Raw genomic sequence first — 17271 nt, forward strand, 5'->3', positions numbered from 1 at the left:
AAATTACTTACCCGATCGGTGCGAGCTAAATTTTGGAGACATGCTCAATGGGTACAGTTTGCTTTGTTTGATAAAGGTAAGTTTGTTGCAACTGGAAAAGGTTTTGTTCTTCGTGATGGGCAGGAAGCTATTCACTTTATGATGCCACGAGACTGGAAATCTAAACAAAAACAAACAACTGGTGGTCGTTCGATTAAACTTTTGGTCAAAGGTTTGCCGGTTTCAATTTTTTTCAAAGTTACATTGCATTTTACGAAAAGTGTTAACTGGCAGGCGATTTACACTTGGTGCAATCGGTATAAACCCAAAGCACATGAATTTAAACTGCCTTTCACCGGTTTAGTCCGAAAGTATGATGTTGGTGGAATTTTGGGCGAACTTATAGAAGAAGTGTTGGAATCGCGTAGAACTGAATTGCAAAATGTCATGGGAGATTATCTAAGTTTAGAATCGAATAGAACTGTGGGGGAGCTGGATCAACTCTTGATTGATCAGCTGGATACTTCTGCTATGCGCATTCCCGGAGTGGAGCGGGTTGAAGTCAGTATTTTGAGAGAAGACGAAAAGCAAAAAGGACAATGTCCTTACGCATAGAATAGTAAATAGCAGGTCAGAAGTTGGCCTGTTTTTTTTTCGGTACAGATTACTGATCAATGCGGATGTACGGATTTATTAAAGATAGTTTATATTGTTGGTTCTAAGTTGATCCGTACATCAGTACAAATCCGTAATCCTTATGTTGTGGATTAAACCCCTTGACAAATGTATTTTTCTCGTGTATAATCTCGTTTATCACTATTAAACCTAAATGGAGGTAGTGCAATATGCACAGAGTTAGAAGGGTTCTTTTAGTAGAAAACGATCCGGCCGTAGTTGAGATGATGAACATTTATTTGGGATATGCTGGCTATGAAGCAATAACTGCAGTCTCAGTCGAGGATGCAATCAGAATAATCGATGAGGATGTGATTAATCGAGGCTCTGGTGGGATTTTGCTTGAAGAAGAAATGATTGAAGTTGCCGGTGAAGATGATGAAAATAATGACCTTCCTAAGCAATTCAAAGTCATTGATGCAATTTTACTGGATGGTAGTTTGCATCAGGAGCTTGATAGCTTGCAAGTTCTGGATCGAGTCAAACATCATAGGCTACCTGCACCTGTAATTGCTATTTCCGGTAATCCCGTGAGTAATCGCATTTTGTGCGAACAAGGTGCAAAGGCAAGTTTTGTCAAAACACAAACAATGGCCATTGTTGGTTATTTGGCTACATTGTAAGAGAACATAGCGAACAGTTTCCATGAAACTGTTCGTTTTTTTGTTTTACAGGATTACTAGATTTATTGGCCAATGTGTACAATATTTATTGTGAATTAGTAATAATATTCATGCAATATTTGTGTAATATTAGTGTAATATTTAGGTCGACATTGACAAATTCAAAAATTTATGCTATAATGCAAGTGAAAATTAAACTTTGGAGGATTGAAAATGGCGATTCGTAACCCGTTTTTTTTGCAACATGGTGCATATCGTGGCAAGGCCGTTGAGGTTGTTTTGTTTACCAGTCTGCGTGGATATGAACATCTGCGTGAATTGAAGCGGACAGCTACGCATCCTGGCCTTCGGGCGCGCTTGAACGAGTTGTTCGAACGTGCGGAAAAGCCTTCGATCAAGCAGAAGTGTGTTTGCGAGAAAGGAACTCCTTGTTACATTGCCTACAAGCGTAATGAATCGGGAGTGGCGTTCTTCGAACTGCACTGTGAAAAGTGCAAAGACGAACGTTATTTCGATGCGGACGTATTGGAGCTCAGCCTTTCCAGCATTGGCCGATTCGGTTACGCCACTGACAAGAAAGCGTTTCTGAGTCATCTGCGCTGGGCTTGTGGTTTGCCACAAGACGGCAAGGGGATTAAGCCTTACCAAGCATTGCAGGCGTTGGGAGCAGTGCTCCTTTAACTAATTTCCCGGGTACACTAAAGAGTGTGCCCGGTTTTGTTTTTTTAAAGAAGTGAATTAGGGGAGTTTATTTTCATCATATAATTTGCTATAATGTAATCAGTTAAAATAACTGTAAATACATCTTTACAGAAGTTGTTTAATTTAAATAAAGAGTTAGCTTGGTATACTGTTAAACTGTTCAAAAAACAATATAACAATATAGCAATATGACAATATAATTATATGAAAGTACTTTTACACATTGTAGTGATTGTTATGTTAGTGGCCGTTGGTTTTTGGGCGGGTTTTTATTATGGTGAAAAAGCCGGATATGAAAAGGGTGTAGCAGTCCAACAAGTTATTGTTAACCCAATTGAGAAAGTAACTGAACAAGCAGAAGAATACTCTAATCCTTTTAAATATCAGAATCCTTTTGAAGATGTAAAAACTAATCCTTATGAAAACTAAATATATGAATTACTCAAAACGTTTGAGTTACGGTGTGGGGATTGTGTTTTTTCTGTTGCTGGTTGGTTTAGTTGCTGTACAAGCTCAGGATTTTAACAGAATAACTTTTCCTATCTCAGAGTTGGATAACTGCACTTCAGTTGAAAATTGTAAGGTGTTTTGTGATCAGCCGACTAGTATGAATGCGTGTATGAGTTTTGCTGAAAAAAAGGGCTTAATGAAAAAGGAACATGTACAAGTTTTAAAACAAATTGAAACAGTTAAGGGGCCTGGCGGGTGTATTGGAAAGCAACAATGTGAACAGTTTTGTGATAAATCAGATAATTTTGACGAGTGTATTAATTTTAGTGTTCAGAGTGGATTAATTAATAATGAAGATGCTGAAATGATCAAGAAATTAGGCCCTAATAGAAGCGGGCCAGGTGGTTGTAAGGGAGTGGATTGCAAAGAATATTGTGATAAACCAGATAATTTTGAAGTCTGCATGAATTTTGCGATTGATAATGGAATGATGTCAGAGGAAGAAGCTAAAATGGTAAAAAAAATGGGACCTGATGCTAAAGGGCCAGGTGGTTGTAAAGGGAAACGTGAATGTGATAACTATTGTGATAGTCCAGATAATTTTGAAGTTTGTATAGATTTTGCAGTTGACAATGGCATGATGCCACTTGAAGAAGCGGAACGAGTAAGAAAAATGGGTCCGCCAAAACCAGGACCAGGTGGGTGCGATAGTCGACAAGAGTGTGATGCCTACTGCGAGGTCCCGGATCATTTTGAGGAATGTATTAAGTCCGCAGTTGATCAAGGTATGATGACGCCAGAAGAAGCCTCTCGTATTAAAAAAATGGGACCAAAAATGGCAGGACCGGGTGGCTGTATGGGACCTGAAGAATGTGATAATTTTTGTTCTAGTGAAGAACATATGGATGAGTGTACCCAGTTTTCAATTGATAATGGGCTTATGACACCGGAAGAAGCTGAAATGATGCAACATGGTCCAAAAGAACCAGGACCAGGTGGTTGTCAAGGTAGAGAAGAATGTGATAATTTTTGTCAGCAACCGGATAATATGTCAGAATGCCTAGATTTTACAGTCAAAATGGGACACATGTCGCCGGAAGAGGCTGAGAGAATTAAATCTAATCCAATGCTTCCACCAGGAGCTCCAACTCCAGGGGATTGTAAAGGAGAAGAATGTGTTAATTATTGTAGTGATGAAAATAATTTTGAGGAGTGTATGAAATTTGCTGATGAGCATCATATTATGGATGAAAAAGCAAAGCAGCATTTTGAAAAGGATTTACCAGGAATGTTTAATAAACCTTATGACCCAAATCAGCCAGGTCCTGATCTAATGCCTTATGATCCAAACCAACCAGGATTTGAACAGGGACCTTGGGATAATCAACATGGAGAGGACAATAAACCTTGGCCAAAACCTGAATGGTCAGAGCAAGAAAAACAAGACTTGGACCACTGGGGGAATGAAGAATTTGGTGATGATTGGCAAACAAAGAAACAAGAGTTTCAGGATTCAACAGGTGGAGATTGGAATCAGGACACAGAAGATTTTAAAAAATGGGTTAAGCCAGAGGGTGACAATTGGCAATCTGAAGAAAATAATAAAGAATGGTAGGATTTAAAACCGGAAGGTGATTGGCAAGAATCAGAGTCCAATAATGACTGGCAGGAACCAAAACCTATTGAAGAATGGCATGACAATAAGTGGGATGAACCGAAAAAGGACGACAATTGGCAAGCACCTGAATTCAATGATAATGGCCAAGGTAATAATTGGCAAGAACTAGAAGGTCAAAAGGATTGGCAGGAGCCTGAAGCTAATAATACTGAATGGCATCCGCCAGAACAACAAGGTTTTATGGATAAAGTGAAGAATCTCGCTGAAGAAAAATTTCAAAAATTTGAGGAAGTTAATTTTCCTGAGGGCCAAGAGCCATTAATAATGCCCAATGAAATGTTGAAGAAATTTTAATTTTTTAAATTTATAATATTAAGTATGAAAAAAGTTTTTATTTATTCAGTAGCTTTGTTGATGATTCTTGGAGTAGTTTTACCAGTGTCTGCAGTTGACTCAGTTGATTATTTTGAATCAAAAGTATCTACTTATACTTCTGATCAATGGCAACCAAAAATTTATTATCCTTATGTTGCATGGATAGATTGGCTTTATGATGAAGATGGTCAATTTGTAGCTGGTGGGGGAGTTGATGGAAAGAACAAGCGGGATGCAATGTTATATAATTATGGTAATCCTGGTAATGCAGCTATTAAGCTTTCCGGAGTAGATGCAATGGTAACAAAAATAGAAGTTACTAATAGTCACGTGTTTTGGTTGGATTCAGATTCTTCTACACCCGGCTTGCATTATTATAGTATTATTAATAAGCAGTTTGTTCACGCGGTTGATATTCCAACATATCCAGCGAGTTCAGACTATGGCGGAGCATTTTTATCTGCCTGGACAGACAAAGTTGTCTATACCACACCGGGTGCAACGGGGATGTTTTTATTCAATGCCACAACTGGAACAAATACGAAGTTAACAGATACATTTGTAAATGGTTTGGATTATCAAGATGGTCTAGTAGTTTATACTGATACCAATATTAATGGAGGAACAGTTTACAAACAAGTAATTAGCACCGGAATAATAACTACTATTTCCACTGATAATACAAAGGCAGCTTCCTTTAGTGATAATATTACGATGAGTAATAATCGCGCAGTTTGGCAGGTTGGAGGAACGAAACCAAATATGTATTTTTATAATTTAGAAACAGGTGCTGGCAAGTTTATTACAAGCAGTGAAAAAAATCGATACAATCCACGAATGGGAGCCAGTTTAGTTGTTTGGAGTGAAGCAGATGGCGGTAATTCATACTTAGGAATTTATAATTATAATAAAGATGAATTAACTTATTATGCCCCTGAATCTGGGAATATTAACTGGCCAGATGCGACGCATACACAAGTGGTTTTTTCTTCTAATCGAAGCGGAGAAACAAATATTTATTCAATCGATTCTGAAGTAATAGTGGTGCCAGAACCTGAACCTGTGGTTATTATTGAACAAGACCCAGCGCCAATTCCACCAGACGGCGTTGAGAGTGGCGATTTGATTAAAGGAAGTAGCGCAGCGGTATATTATTATGGTGCTGACGGAAAAAGGTATGTTTTTCCTAATAGTAAATGTTATTTCACTTGGTATGATGATTTTTCTACAGTTAAAATGGTTTCTGATGGTGAATTAGCAGACGTGGAAATTGGTGGCAATGTAACTTATCGACCTGGAGTAAAAATGATTAAAGCAGCTTCTTCAAATAAAGTTTATGCAGTTGCTAAGAATGGTGTCCGCCGTTGGATTGGAACAGAGGTAGTTGCTAAAGCTTTGTATGGTGATAGTTGGAATACTCAGATACAAGATGTTCCAGATTCTTTTTGGGTAAATTATACAGCTGGCGATGATGTTATTTCAGCTGATGATTATAATCCAGCTGTAGCTACTGCGGCTAGCTCAACGATTAATATTGATAAGAGTCTTTAGTCGAGTGAATAGGCGTTTATAGATAGAAAGTTAATGATTATGGATGGCCAAAAAACGAATAAATATAAGCCTTTGGAAAACTTATGGATTTGGCAAGAGGCCGGGGAATTGCATAGATTGATTAATATTTTATTGAAGGATCTAAAGGGGACTCTTTATTCAAATAGTCAAATTGTTCGTTCATCACAATCGGTTTGCAATAATCTTGCTGAAATGCATGGGGCATATTATTTTACGGCAAAAAAGAACAGCCTTCGTATCGCTAGAAAAGAAGCTAGTAAAATAATTAAGCATATTGAGGAATTTAAAGATAAACAAACTTGGGATAATAGTGCTTGCGATGAATTAACAGGTAGATATAAGCGTTTGATATTTGGCATTAATCAATATGTTGTATATATCAATAAAATAAAGGGTAAACTTAAGACAAAAAAGTAATTAGTAACTTTCTTTAAATATGTTATGGTTTTGGTTAGTTATAATTTCACAATTTGCAAATGCTGGGGCTCAGCTTCTGGATAAGTTTTTGTTAACCAAAAATTTCCCACGCCCAGTTGTTTTAACTTTTTGGACCGCAGTGGCTAATCTGTTAGGGCTAGTTTTTGTCTTCTTTGGTTTTAATTGGTGGCCAGGTTGGTATTTGTTAATTGTAGCGTTGTTGTCTGGCGTGGCCTTCACAATAGCTTTGCAGTTTTTGTACATGGGCCTAAAAAAGGGAGAAGCTTCGCATATTGCACCCTTAGTTGGTGGAGTTGTTCCACTTGTTAGTTTTGCTCTGTCTTATTACTGGTTAGCGGAAAGATTAAATTTTAATCAAGGAATTGCTGTTGGTTTCTTGGTGGCGGGAGCATTATTAATTTCTTTTGAAAAAAGTAAGAAGCACTCTGGAATTCACATTGGCATGCTCTGGGCAGTTATTGCAGGTGTACTTTTTGCCTTATCATATGTAATGGCTCGAGTTGTTTACTTGCAGGACACTTTTGCTACTGGGTTTGTTTGGGGGAGGCTTGGTTCATTTTTGGCAATTGTTCCTTTGTTGTTTAGCGTGAAAATTAGAAGGGCAATTTTTGTAAAAACAAAAAAACAAAAGAAAAAAGCCAAGACCGGTTATATTATTTTAGCAATTAATAAAATTTTAGCAGCTTTATATTTCCTGGGAATGAATTATGCAATGTCCCTTGCCAGTGCAACTTTAGTTAATGCCTTGGCAGGTCTGCAATATGCGGTTTTGTTTGTCTTGGTTTATGTGTTTAGTAAAAAAATTCCTAAATTTTTCAATGAGTATTTTACCAAGCAAGAAATATTTCAGCAGATCATGGCTATTTTATTGATTAGTATTGGATTGGCGTTTATGGTTATTTAAAAGAAGAGACGTGATTAATCACGTCTGTATAAATTTATAAATAATGAACAACAAAAAGAAAAAATTAATTGAATATTTTGTAATTTCTTTAGCAATAATTGTAATTTTTGTTAGTTTTTTGACTATATTATATTTTCATTCATTTGAAAGAGATAATTTTGAATTGGGTGTAAATTTTTCTAATAAGTATGCTGAGTATTTAGGTTTAGATTGGCAAGATTCATACTTGGCAATTTTGGATGAATTACAAGTTAAATATATTCGTTTGGCAGCGCCTTGGAATGAGATTGAGCCTGAAAAAGATTTTTACGCTTTTGCTGCTTTGGATTGGCAGATTGAACAAGCTGATAAAAGGGGCGTGGACATCATTTTGGCAATTGGTAGGAGAACACCACATTGGCCAGAATGTCATGACCCAGAATGGATTAAGGGTTTAGCTGATGAAGTTGTTGTTACTCAACAATTGGAAATGATGGGGAAGGTAATTGAGCGCTACCAGTCCTATGATAGTATAAAAATTTTACAAGTTGAAAATGAGCCTTTATTGGATGCTTTTGGTGAATGTCCGCCAGCAGATTTGAATTTATTACGCAAAGAAGTCGCTTATGTGAAGACTCTTGATGATCGTCCAATCTTAATTACTGATAGTGGAGAACTTAGTTTATGGTTAGCAGCAGCTAATACTGCCGATTATTTCGGGACTACAATGTATCGAGTGACTTATAATGATGTTTGGGGATATGCTTTTTATCATTTACCGCCTTTGTTTTATAATTGGAAAGCAGTTTTAGCTGGAGTAGATCCAAGTGAAGTTTATGTTTCAGAATTACAAGCTGAACCTTGGGCTCCAAGTGGGCTTTTGAATACTCCACTTGAAGAACAAAAGATATCTATGGATGCTCATCGTTTAATAAGCCATGTTCAATATGCGAAGCGAACTGGTTTCAAAGGTGCTTATTTGTGGGGAGCTGAATGGTGGTATTGGTTGAAAGTTAAGAAAGGGGATAGTTCTCTGTGGGATACAGCTCAATACATTTTTAAATAAACATGTAGCGTGTAGCCTGTAACATGTAACACTACTTAAGTGATGATACATGATTCAGGTTTCATGATTCAGGAATAAAACATGAAAGTTGTAATGATAATAGCTCAAAAAGATTTTCGAGATGAAGAACTTTTTGATACCAAGGTCGCTCTAGAACAACGGGGAGTGGAGGTTGACGTCGCAACTGCTGAAGATAAAACAGCTTATGGTGTGCTCGGTGGGCAGATTTCTCCGAATTTAACTTTTGGTGAAATTCAACCAGAAAAGTTTGACTCTATTGTTTTGGTTGGGGGAGCTGGAGCTTACGATTTAATAGAAAATAAACAAATTCATATTTTAGTTAAAGAGTTTATTGAACAAAATAAGATAGTGGCAGCCATTTGTATTGCTCCCGCAATTTTGTCTCGAGCTGGTGTACTAAATGGAAAGCAATCAACAATCCATATTTCGGGAGTTGATTATTTTCAAGGAACGGGAGTTGATTATGTTGAACAGGATGTAGTAGTTGATGGTTGGTTGATTACCGCCAATGGTCCGGCTGCAGCTTCACGTTTCGGACAAGAGATTGCAAATAAGTTAAAAGTTTATAAAGTTTAAAGTGATTATTATATGAAAGCATTGTTTTTCATGGATAAATTTGCACCACGGCAAATTGGTAAAACTTTTGTAGTAATTGTTTTTGTTATACTTATTCTTTTTGTCGCTTTGATGCTTGCTTTTGGTGTTCATCCAATAAACAAAAGAAAGGCTTCAGACGCTGATCAGATTGTTATTGAAAATATTAATAATAAATAATTTTTCTATATTAAATTTGAAATTATGTTTAAATCCAAATTAATTTGTTGCTTAGTCCTTTGTGGATTATTATTAAATGTAAATTTTGTTTTTGCTGAGTTGGCTGGAGAAGAAGTGCCTGATGCTAAATATGAAACTCAGGAATATTTGGAAGATGAAGTAGCAATTATTGAGCCAGGTGTGTTACCAAATTCATTTTGGTATTGGGGCGATATTTTTGCAGAGGAGATTCGCTATATTTTTACTGTGACAAAAAAAAGCAAAGGAGATTATTTGATCCAAACTGCCGAGGAGAGATTGGCAGAACTTCGTGAATTGAGTGAACAGGGGATAACTAAGTATGCTGAAAAATTGATTAGTAAACATGAACAATCAATAAAACTGGCAACTCAATTATATAAAAAAGCCAAAGTTCAGGGATGGGAGCAATTGCAACAAGGTCAAACCGATTTGGAAAAGGAAATTTTGTTAAACGAGGCAAAGTTAAAAGTAAAGGCCCGAAAAGCGCCAGCTGATTATGAAAAAGGTCGTGATAGTGTAATTGGTCAAATTGGTACTTGGTTTAAAAATGTAGTAAGTCATTTAAAATGGAAAAGAGGTGTGATCAAGGAACAGCGAGCGGAGGTTTTGGGTGAAGAGTAAAAATTACATAACACGTAACTCGCCTGCCTGTCGGTAGGCAGGTAACACATAACAACACACAATTATAATTATAATAAAACAGCACTTTTGCTGTTTTATTTTTGTGTAAATTTGAATAAAATAGCTATATTTGTGTTGACAAAAGATTGAATATGTGATATGCTGTTTTATTGAGAGTTTATTTATGGCGATGCTTCCCAAAAAGTGTCCGGGTTGGACAGCCTATAAGGGTCGGGAAGACTATTGGTTAGGGTTCGACTCCCTTTGTCGCCACCAAATTTAGAGGATTACATACCGTTGTGTGTATGTCCTCTTTTTTTTGTTTTTTTCGTAAAATTTGCTATACTGATTCTAGTGTTCTAAAAGTAATTAGTTTCGAATTTTAAATTTATTATGTACAAAAAAATAGTTTTTCCCAATAAGACCAGATTGATTCTGGTTCCTTCAAAACACACGAAAGCTACGACTGTATTTTTTTTATATGGTGTTGGTTCTCGTTATGAAAGTAGGGAAATAAATGGAGCTTCACATTTTTTGGAGCATCTAATGTTCAAGGGTACAAAAAAGAGACCAACCACTTTAGATATTTCTAGAGAATTAGATCGTGTTGGAGCTGAGTTTAATGCCATGACTTCCAAAGATTACACTGGATATTATGTGAAAATTAATCATGAAAAGCAGGATTTGGCCATTGATGTTTTGTCAGACATGCTTTTAAATTCAAAATTTGAACCAGTTGAAATTAATCGAGAAAGGGGAGTGATTGTGGAGGAAATAAACATGTATCATGATAATCCTTTAATGTCGATTGAAGGTGTTTTGGAAAGTATGGTTTTTAAGGGTAATACTTTGGGTTGGGAAATCGCTGGTCCGGCTTCAGTCATAAAAAAAGTTTCTCGCAAACAGCTTTTGGATTATAAGAACAAATATTATCGCCCAGACAATCTAGTCATTGCGGTAGCTGGTCGAGCCAATTCTAAAATTCAAAAAGTTTTGGAAGAAAAATTTATTAAAAAAAGTAAAAAAGGTAAACTTGAGGAATTGATCAAGTTTAAACCGTTTACCGTCAAACAAAAGCAACCTCAGGTTAAAGTTCAATTTCGGGATACTAAACAAGTTCAATTGGCATTAGGTTTCCCAGCTTATGGATATAATAGCCCCAAAACTTATGCTATGCATTTGTTAAGCATTATTCTGGGTGGCAATATGAGTTCACGTTTATTCATTTCGGTGCGGGAGAGAAGGGGACTTTGCTATTTTGTGCGTTGTTATCCTAGTTATTACCAGGATACTGGCAATATGTACATTCAATCAGGTTTGGATGTTAGTCGATTGGATGAAGCAATTCAGGTTATTCTTGGTGAACTTAGGAAAATTAAAAATAAAGGCGTAACAGCCAAGGAGTTAAGTGACGCTAAGGAATTTTTGCGTGGGAAAATAGTTTTAACTTTAGAAGATTCTTCAAGTATGGCCGAGTATTATGCTAAACAAGAAATTTTAACTGGTAAGACAATGTCGCCAGAGGTAAAATTGAAAAAATATCAGGCAGTTACTGAAAAAGAGGTACAGAATTTAGCTAAGGAGCTTTTTGTCAAAGAAAAATTAAATCTAGCGCTTATAGGTCCGTTCAAATCAGACAAGAAGTTTTATAAGCAGATAAAGTTGTAAAAGACAAATTTACAATTTTTTACAAATATTACTAATAGTATGAAGAAACTACTACTCGCTAATTGGAAAATGGAATTAACCGAAAGTTCAACCTTGGATTTGGTTTTTCAATTAAAAAAGAGTATGAAAAAAATAAGCAAAGTGGAGGTTGCTATTGCACCAAGCTTTATTTATTTAAAAGAAATTAAGAATCTACTTGGGCGTTCCAAAATTCAGTTATCTTCACAAAATGTTGCACCGGCGGACAAGGGTAAATACACCGGGGAGGTGTCAGCTGCCATGCTAAAGGAGCTGGGTTGTAAATATGCTATTGTTGGTCATTCTGAAAGAAGAATTAAGCTGAATGAAACTGATGAGTTGGTTAATCGCAAAATTAATCAATGCTTGGAAGCTGAATTAACACCTGTATTATGTGTTGGTGAGACATTTGAACAGAAACAGCAAGGTCAAACCGATAGTGTCTTAGTTAAACAATTACAAGTTGCTTTGGACAAGGTCAGTAATTTACCAGAAAGTGAAATAGTGATTGCTTATGAACCGATTTGGGCAGTTGGAACGGGACAGTTTTTGAAGGCAGAAGAGTTGTTTGCTTTTCAACGCACAATTAAACGAACGGTCAGTAGTTTGTATACAGAAAAGTTTTACGATGAGAAAGTTCGATTTTTGTATGGCGGTAGCATTAATAGTATTATTGCCAAAGATTATTGGGTTTGTGATTATATTGATGGGATTTTGGTTGGTGGCGCTAGTTTGGATCCGATGGAGTTTTATAATATAGCCTTAGAAGCAGAATAATAAATTACGTGAATTTGCGAATTAGATGCTAATATCGCGAATTGCGAATAATCACTATGTTAGTTCATGTTAAAAAGATCATTTCTAAAGCCGAGCGCGGCGGCTATGCTGTCGGCGCTTTTAATGTCAATAATTTGGAAATTATAGCTGCAGTTTTGAATGCAGCTGAAAAATTAAAATCACCAGTTATTATTCAAACCACTGAAGGCGCGATTGAATATGCGGGATTGGAAGAATTAGTCGCTTTGGTTAAAGCAGCTGCCGCTGATTTGAAAGTTCCTGTTGCTTTGCACCTTGATCATGGTCATGATTTTGAATTAATCAAAAAATGCATTGAGTATGGTTATTCTTCTGTCATGATTGATGCTTCTGATAAACCATTCAAGAAAAATATCGCTTTGGTAAAAAAAGTTGTAAACTATGCTCACAAAAGACAGGTTTGGGTTCAGGCTGAGCTGGGGAGGTTGGAAGGTTCAGAAGATTGGATCAAAGTTGGACAAAAAGACGTCTATTTGACTGAACCGGAAGAAGCCAAAGATTTTGTTAAACAAACTGGAGTTGATACCTTTGCTCCAGCGATTGGTAACTATCATGGAGTAGGTAAAATTATCAACAAGAAGGTTTTGAAATTAGACTTGAAAAGATTAGAAAAAATTGATAAGCTAGTGAAAGTCCCACTAGTATTGCATGGTGCCTCAGGTTTTCCTGATAATCAGATCAAAGGAGCAGTTAAAGCTGGCGTTCGGGTGATTAATATTGATAGTGAGTTACGAATTTCTTTTACCAAGGCAGAACGCAAGTTTTTGAAACTGAACAAAGATGTCTATGACCCTAGAAAGATTTTAGCCCCAGCAATCAAAGCTATGCAGAAGACAGTGGAGAAAAAGATTTTAGTTTTAGGTTCAAATGATAAAGCGTGAGATTTTGAAATTGAGTAATTGGTAATTTGAGATTATTATTTTATATTGGATATTCAGTATCTGATATTTGTTAACTATGTTATTAAATATAATTTTAATCGGTGCAATTGTAATCAGCTTAGGGGTGATTATTTTTATTATTGGTAGAAAATTTCCTAAGTTAAAAACTTTGGATGTGGATACAGTTCCTCAGGCGCAAACAGCCAAGGTCAGAGATAAGATTTTATTGGATCGAATGAAGCGTACAACTAAAAAAAGTAAAGACGCGGTAAGAAAACAAGCTGTTCCTATATTTAATATGTTGACTGGATTGATTAAAAAAGTAGCTGGTAAAGTTTATGATTTAGAGAGAAAATATCAAAAGCAAGCTACAGAAAAAAAACCTTTATCCGCGAAGGAATCAAAAACTAAAGTGGCTGATGTTTTAGCTAAGGCACAAGCTTTTATAAAAAAAGAAAAATGGAATGATGCGGAAAAATTATTGATTGAAGTAGTTAGTTTGGACTCAAAGAATAAGGAGGTTTATCATGGACTGTTTAGTATTTATTTATCTACCAAAGAATATAAACAAGCTTTGCAAACTGCTCAATTTATTTTACGTTTAGTACAAAAAGAAAGTCGTAGAGTGGAAAAACAAAGTGAAGTTGGTCAAAAATACTATACTGTTTCCAATGCTTCAGAGCTAGCAGATGTGTATATGGACATGGGTGAGGTTTATCAGAGAATGGAAAAACCTGAGTTGGCTTTGGCTAATTATCAGAAGGCACTTGAAGTTGAACCAAATAATCCACGTAATCTTGATCAAGCAATTGGAATTTGTATTATATTGAAGCATAAATCTTTAGCGTTTGATTTAATCAAACGATTGGAAGATGTTAATCCAGAAAATCAGAAGTTGAAGGAGTATTATGATAAATTGACTAATTTGTAAAAAGGGGGTATCCGCTACGCCGAATAACTTAAGAGTGTTGAGATTCCGGATCAAGTCCGGAATGACGACCGGGGTGGGTCGGCTCAGCAACCTTTCATCTGTCACTCCGGATTTAATCCGGAGTCTCGTGATCGTTTCCAGTAATCGATTTTAATGATAAACTTTATTAACTGTATTAACCAATTCGCTAATTAACTAGATAATCTTTTTCACTTACGCCGTCTTAGCTTCCTTCTTCGCATAAAGCTTCGGAGGACGCAGCAGTTGGTAGTTGTCATCATTTCGCCGTCTTAGCTCAGTGGTAGAGCACTTCCATGGTAAGGAAGGGGTCTGGGGTTCAACTCCCCAAGACGGCTCCATTCTTCGCCCTTCGCAAGCTCGAGGCTTCGAATGGCGCAGCCATAAAAAAAATCCAAATAGTTTTGGATTTTTTTTGTTGACCGAGAACATAATAATACTTTGCCTAAAATTAGATAAAGTAGGGTGGGTTTATGCTTGGTTTGTCGAAGGGGGTTGACAAATCATTAAATCTTTGCTATAATAATCAGTTCGAAATGGAGTACTTTTTATTAATGATACTAACATCCAGTGGTGCAGCCACCTGGGAGGAGGACTACATGGACGGTTAGTCGGGTGAACGCTGACCAAGCCGGCCCCCTCGACGTATGTCGAGGGGCCGGGGCGGAGGCACAACCCAATAACCGTTTCGTGCTGCGGCTATATTTTTCAATGTTGATTTTGTTCTAAATGGGAGGAATTGGAGATGAATGACTAGAGAAAGTTGTCAAAGTAATTTTCTGAAGAATTAACAAAGTCGTTAATTCCAGAAAATCGCGTCGTCAGACGTGAACTGAAGTTGCCAGCTGGGGAAAAGAATAATCCTTGGGTGACAGACTTGCCTGCGAAGAAGATTGTATTGCAAATTGTGAATTGTATGGTTAAAACGCAGGTATTGTAGTGACTGGGGCTTGGACACATCGTTGTTCAAGCCCCTTTTTTTTAACTCAACTATTTGTTATAATCAAAGTAATTAATGTTTATTGGAAAGACGAGCAAAACCTGCAAGACGTGCCTGCCGCAGGCAGGCAAAACGAGTCATTGACTTTGTTTTACTAGTCTCGCTTGTTGAACTTGTTTTACTTGTGAAAATATGATTTTAGAAAATGAATTACAAAGAGTTGGATTATCAGACAAAGAAGCTAAAGTTTATATAGCTGCTTTAGAGCTGGGATTAGAGTCTGTTCAAAATATTGCAGAAAAAGCTGGCGTTAATCGTGCTACAACTTATTCCGTTCTTGAAGGATTAATTACCAAAGGGCTAATTGGTATTTCACAGGAAGGTAAAAAAACTCGTTATTCTGCTACTTCTCCGGATTATTTAAATACCCAATTTGAAATTAGAAAAAAGGAAATTGAAGAAAGTCAGAAAAACTTTAAAAAGATTTTGCCACAGCTTTCCTCAATTCATAATGTTAAAAAAAATAAACCAGTTATAAAGTATTATGAAGGTAAATCAGGCCTTTTGAGTTGTGCAGAGGATTTTACTCAAATTTTTGACCCAAATTCTAATGAGCCGGCAAGAATGATTTACAACAGAGACAAAATAATCAATGTTATTACTGATGAAGAACGTAGTTCCTATGCAAAAATGCGAACTGATAGAAAAGTGAAGTCCAAGGTTCTATATAATACGAGTGTGGAAAATATATTGAGAGGCAGAATGGGTAGTAGGTTAATAGTTGATGAAAAGGATTTCAAATTTGACGGAGATATCTCTATTTATAAAGATTATATTAGGATGTCCAGCTTAGGTAAGCCGATCAATGCAATTTTGATTCAAGATAAATGCTTGGCGCAAACCTTGAAAGCAATTTTCGATATGGCTTGGGAGACAGCTTTACGTAATAAAATAGAAGAAAAAAAATCAAAAAAGTAAAATAAAATTAAAAGAGGCTTTGCGATGGCAAAGCCTCTTTTTGTTTTTACTTGCGACCAATAAGAACCAGGGCGTCTCCCTGTTCAGGGTGCAGACCTTCCATCAGGTCTTTCGTGAAGGAAGTTTTGGGTTCAAGCGGTTCTTTGGTCAGGCACCGGCCATATACTTTCGGATGGATCAAGCTATTTCGAGAGAAAGACTCGAAAACCATTGAAAGTACTTCAGTCGGGACCCTGTCCAGCGGGGTGATCAAAGTCATCCTCGCAATCTCGCACACCCAGGCAAAGTAGCTCATAACAATTGGACTTTGAGTGCGAACCATCAGGAAGTCTTCGTTGTGTTCAAGCCTGGTACTGGCCAGAAGCTTGTAAATCGCCAGTTTGCGTCGTGCTTCAGGCAAAACAAAAGCACTTGCAAAATAATTGACGCGCGCCCCGTCAAGACCTGACACATTAGTCTGAAAGAGGTTGTTAAGGGAGTAACCGATTAGCTGGTCCCTACAGTTAAAAACGAAATGTCCAAGGTTGGATTCGCCGAGGTGTTCGAACGTTTCTACCAAGGGCACTTCTTGACCAAACGAGCGAGCGGTCACAGAATTAACACAACGAACAAACTCCGTACTCATGGGCAGCTGTCCTTTGTGTCGCTTGATGTGAAGATCGCCAAACTGCATTCCCGTGTTCATAACCATCTCCTATATTAGGGGAATAAAAACCCGGATCCGCAAAGTGCGGACCCGGGCTGAAAATTTTAGCAACTAAAATCCTCAATCGAGTTCGCACTGAACTGATCTCGGATAGTTGGGAGATAATTTTGCTAAACTAAAAGTCATATACAAAAAAACAGGCTCCTCAAGAAGCCTGTAGATTTACGAAAAAATTAAAATCCCATCAGGTCCTTGAGTAGATCTGAGCGGGATAAGATTTTTGTTCGCAAATGAATAGTTTCATACAAAATGATTATACAAGTAACTATGTGGATTGTCAAATTGGTTATCCACCAGAAAAAGTGTATAATATATATGAATTAAATTTATTAATAAAGGAAGTTCTGATAAACATACTTTCGTTACGAGATTTCCAAATTTTAAAACGAAAATTGTGAAAAGTGAGGAAGCCTAATGTAAATTAAGCAGACGAACTTTTGACAATTTGCAGTGAACATTTGGAAATTGTAGTAGAACGAATGTTTGTCAGAGCTTCC

At 36.7% G+C, this 17271-nt stretch carries 18 protein-coding genes and 1 tRNA gene; 18 read left to right on the forward strand and 1 reads right to left on the reverse strand.

Features of this window, described 5'->3' with window-relative positions; genetic code table 11:
* From HN643_06365 to HN643_06450, 18 genes are all read left to right on the forward strand, one after another.
* Positions 1-594, forward strand: a 594-nt coding sequence (locus HN643_06365) for a hypothetical protein (GenBank protein MBT7501257.1), incomplete at its 5' end; no start/stop codon positions are given.
* A 230-nt stretch (positions 595-824) separates the two neighbouring features.
* Complete coding sequence (locus tag HN643_06370) at positions 825-1277, forward strand: hypothetical protein (GenBank protein ID MBT7501258.1); 453 nt, start codon at positions 825-827, stop codon at positions 1275-1277.
* Positions 1278-1490: 213 nt separating this feature from the next.
* Positions 1491-1958: a hypothetical protein gene (locus tag HN643_06375; protein MBT7501259.1), complete on the forward strand. Its 468-nt coding sequence runs from the start codon at positions 1491-1493 to the stop codon at positions 1956-1958.
* 225 nt (positions 1959-2183) lie between these two features.
* On the forward strand, positions 2184-2408 hold the full coding sequence (locus HN643_06380) for a hypothetical protein (protein ID MBT7501260.1): 225 nt from the start codon (positions 2184-2186) through the stop codon (positions 2406-2408).
* A gap of 4 nt (positions 2409-2412) precedes the next feature.
* Positions 2413-4044: a hypothetical protein gene (locus HN643_06385; protein ID MBT7501261.1), complete on the forward strand. Its 1632-nt coding sequence runs from the start codon at positions 2413-2415 to the stop codon at positions 4042-4044.
* A gap of 381 nt (positions 4045-4425) precedes the next feature.
* Positions 4426-5973, forward strand: a complete 1548-nt coding sequence (locus tag HN643_06390) for a hypothetical protein (GenBank protein MBT7501262.1) — start codon at positions 4426-4428, stop codon at positions 5971-5973.
* A 39-nt stretch (positions 5974-6012) separates the two neighbouring features.
* Positions 6013-6411, forward strand: a complete 399-nt coding sequence (locus HN643_06395; protein ID MBT7501263.1) for a four helix bundle protein — start codon at positions 6013-6015, stop codon at positions 6409-6411.
* 19 nt (positions 6412-6430) lie between these two features.
* Positions 6431-7336 (forward strand): DMT family transporter, encoded by a 906-nt coding sequence (locus tag HN643_06400; protein ID MBT7501264.1) that lies wholly within the window; start codon positions 6431-6433, stop codon positions 7334-7336.
* Between the two features lie 43 nt (positions 7337-7379).
* Positions 7380-8381, forward strand: coding sequence for a hypothetical protein (locus HN643_06405; protein MBT7501265.1), 1002 nt, complete (start codon positions 7380-7382; stop codon positions 8379-8381).
* Between the two features lie 81 nt (positions 8382-8462).
* Positions 8463-8978 (forward strand): DJ-1/PfpI family protein, encoded by a 516-nt coding sequence (locus HN643_06410; GenBank protein ID MBT7501266.1) that lies wholly within the window; start codon positions 8463-8465, stop codon positions 8976-8978.
* A gap of 12 nt (positions 8979-8990) precedes the next feature.
* Positions 8991-9176 (forward strand): hypothetical protein, encoded by a 186-nt coding sequence (locus tag HN643_06415; protein ID MBT7501267.1) that lies wholly within the window; start codon positions 8991-8993, stop codon positions 9174-9176.
* A gap of 24 nt (positions 9177-9200) precedes the next feature.
* Positions 9201-9818, forward strand: a complete 618-nt coding sequence (locus HN643_06420) for a hypothetical protein (protein ID MBT7501268.1) — start codon at positions 9201-9203, stop codon at positions 9816-9818.
* A 393-nt stretch (positions 9819-10211) separates the two neighbouring features.
* The gene (locus tag HN643_06425; protein ID MBT7501269.1) at positions 10212-11486 is read left to right on the forward strand and encodes an insulinase family protein; all 1275 of its coding nucleotides are present in this window, start codon (positions 10212-10214) and stop codon (positions 11484-11486) included.
* A 39-nt stretch (positions 11487-11525) separates the two neighbouring features.
* Positions 11526-12281, forward strand: a complete 756-nt coding sequence (locus HN643_06430; protein ID MBT7501270.1) for a triose-phosphate isomerase — start codon at positions 11526-11528, stop codon at positions 12279-12281.
* A 56-nt stretch (positions 12282-12337) separates the two neighbouring features.
* Complete coding sequence (fba, locus tag HN643_06435; GenBank protein MBT7501271.1) at positions 12338-13201, forward strand: class II fructose-1,6-bisphosphate aldolase; 864 nt, start codon at positions 12338-12340, stop codon at positions 13199-13201.
* A gap of 76 nt (positions 13202-13277) precedes the next feature.
* Complete coding sequence (locus HN643_06440) at positions 13278-14132, forward strand: tetratricopeptide repeat protein (protein MBT7501272.1); 855 nt, start codon at positions 13278-13280, stop codon at positions 14130-14132.
* A gap of 284 nt (positions 14133-14416) precedes the next feature.
* A tRNA-Thr gene (locus HN643_06445) sits at positions 14417-14491 on the forward strand.
* A 791-nt stretch (positions 14492-15282) separates the two neighbouring features.
* Complete coding sequence (locus HN643_06450) at positions 15283-16068, forward strand: TrmB family transcriptional regulator (GenBank protein MBT7501273.1); 786 nt, start codon at positions 15283-15285, stop codon at positions 16066-16068.
* Between the two features lie 46 nt (positions 16069-16114).
* Here HN643_06450 and HN643_06455 read toward each other — a convergent pair whose 3' ends face one another.
* A complete protein-coding gene (locus HN643_06455; protein ID MBT7501274.1) occupies positions 16115-16753 on the reverse strand; it encodes a hypothetical protein in 639 nt (212 codons plus the stop codon).
* Positions 16754-17271 lie beyond the last annotated feature (518 nt).

This window comes from Candidatus Falkowbacteria bacterium (assembly GCA_018674305.1).
Taxonomy (GTDB): domain Bacteria; phylum Patescibacteriota; class Patescibacteriia; order UBA11705; family JABHMO01; genus JABMRF01.

Coding starts and splice junctions, on each gene's coding strand:
- HN643_06370 (MBT7501258.1), top strand. CDS start 825: ATGCACAGAGTTAGAAGGGTTCTTTTAGTAGAAAACGATCCGGCCGTA.
- HN643_06375 (MBT7501259.1), top strand. CDS start 1,491: ATGGCGATTCGTAACCCGTTTTTTTTGCAACATGGTGCATATCGTGGC.
- HN643_06380 (MBT7501260.1), top strand. CDS start 2,184: ATGAAAGTACTTTTACACATTGTAGTGATTGTTATGTTAGTGGCCGTT.
- HN643_06385 (MBT7501261.1), top strand. CDS start 2,413: ATGAATTACTCAAAACGTTTGAGTTACGGTGTGGGGATTGTGTTTTTT.
- HN643_06390 (MBT7501262.1), top strand. CDS start 4,426: ATGAAAAAAGTTTTTATTTATTCAGTAGCTTTGTTGATGATTCTTGGA.
- HN643_06395 (MBT7501263.1), top strand. CDS start 6,013: ATGGATGGCCAAAAAACGAATAAATATAAGCCTTTGGAAAACTTATGG.
- HN643_06400 (MBT7501264.1), top strand. CDS start 6,431: ATGTTATGGTTTTGGTTAGTTATAATTTCACAATTTGCAAATGCTGGG.
- HN643_06405 (MBT7501265.1), top strand. CDS start 7,380: ATGAACAACAAAAAGAAAAAATTAATTGAATATTTTGTAATTTCTTTA.
- HN643_06410 (MBT7501266.1), top strand. CDS start 8,463: ATGAAAGTTGTAATGATAATAGCTCAAAAAGATTTTCGAGATGAAGAA.
- HN643_06415 (MBT7501267.1), top strand. CDS start 8,991: ATGAAAGCATTGTTTTTCATGGATAAATTTGCACCACGGCAAATTGGT.
- HN643_06420 (MBT7501268.1), top strand. CDS start 9,201: ATGTTTAAATCCAAATTAATTTGTTGCTTAGTCCTTTGTGGATTATTA.
- HN643_06425 (MBT7501269.1), top strand. CDS start 10,212: ATGTACAAAAAAATAGTTTTTCCCAATAAGACCAGATTGATTCTGGTT.
- HN643_06430 (MBT7501270.1), top strand. CDS start 11,526: ATGAAGAAACTACTACTCGCTAATTGGAAAATGGAATTAACCGAAAGT.
- fba (MBT7501271.1), top strand. CDS start 12,338: ATGTTAGTTCATGTTAAAAAGATCATTTCTAAAGCCGAGCGCGGCGGC.
- HN643_06440 (MBT7501272.1), top strand. CDS start 13,278: ATGTTATTAAATATAATTTTAATCGGTGCAATTGTAATCAGCTTAGGG.
- HN643_06450 (MBT7501273.1), top strand. CDS start 15,283: ATGATTTTAGAAAATGAATTACAAAGAGTTGGATTATCAGACAAAGAA.
- HN643_06455 (MBT7501274.1), bottom strand. CDS start 16,753: ATGAACACGGGAATGCAGTTTGGCGATCTTCACATCAAGCGACACAAA.